General features: G+C 62.1%; 1 protein-coding gene and 1 pseudogene. One reads left to right on the top strand and one right to left on the bottom strand.

The window, feature by feature from the left end; translation table 11 throughout:
* Positions 1-228 (top strand): DsbA family protein (locus tag EN935_RS40145; RefSeq protein WP_206534745.1); only part of this gene is annotated, 228 nt, incomplete at its 5' end.
* Between the two features lie 37 nt (positions 229-265).
* On the opposite strand, the pseudogene EN935_RS41695 reads toward EN935_RS40145, so the two are convergent.
* Positions 266-446 (bottom strand): annotated as a pseudogene (locus EN935_RS41695) (hypothetical protein); the annotation flags it as partial.

Here is a 446-nt window from a genome sequence, read left to right as displayed (position 1 = left end):
GGCATGGACGCGTCCGTCGTTGCCACGCTTTTGCCGACTGACGCCGATGTCGAGGCGGTTCGCACCGAGATCGCCACCGCGTCGCGAATGGGCATATCTGGCGTGCCGTGCTTCCTGCTCGAGGGCAAATACGCGGTCATGGGCGCGCAGGATGCCGATACCCTGGCTGATGCCATTCGCCAGGTGGCGGCTGCCAAGGCGCGCGGCGAATTGGAAAAGGTCGGCTGAGGCCGGCCACCTTCTCCTTTCCCGACAGGAGCAAGTCTTACTTCACCGTCACCTTGGCCTTGCTGATGAAAAATCCATGGCCGTTTGTGGCCGTGCAGGTCAGTCCCTTGGTTGACGACTGGCACGAGAACGGTCCTGCGCTCCAGCTGTTGCCGTAGCCAAGCTTGTCGACATCGCTGCAGCAGCCTTGCTCGCCTGGGTTTTTGATCAGTGTCGCC

Origin of the sequence: Mesorhizobium sp. M7D.F.Ca.US.004.03.1.1 (assembly GCF_003998635.1) — a bacterium.
In the GTDB taxonomy this organism is placed as follows: Bacteria; Pseudomonadota; Alphaproteobacteria; order Rhizobiales; family Rhizobiaceae; genus Mesorhizobium; species Mesorhizobium loti.
The sequence above is the reverse complement of the archived record's forward strand: the minus strand, read 5'-3'. Positions and strand labels throughout refer to the sequence as shown.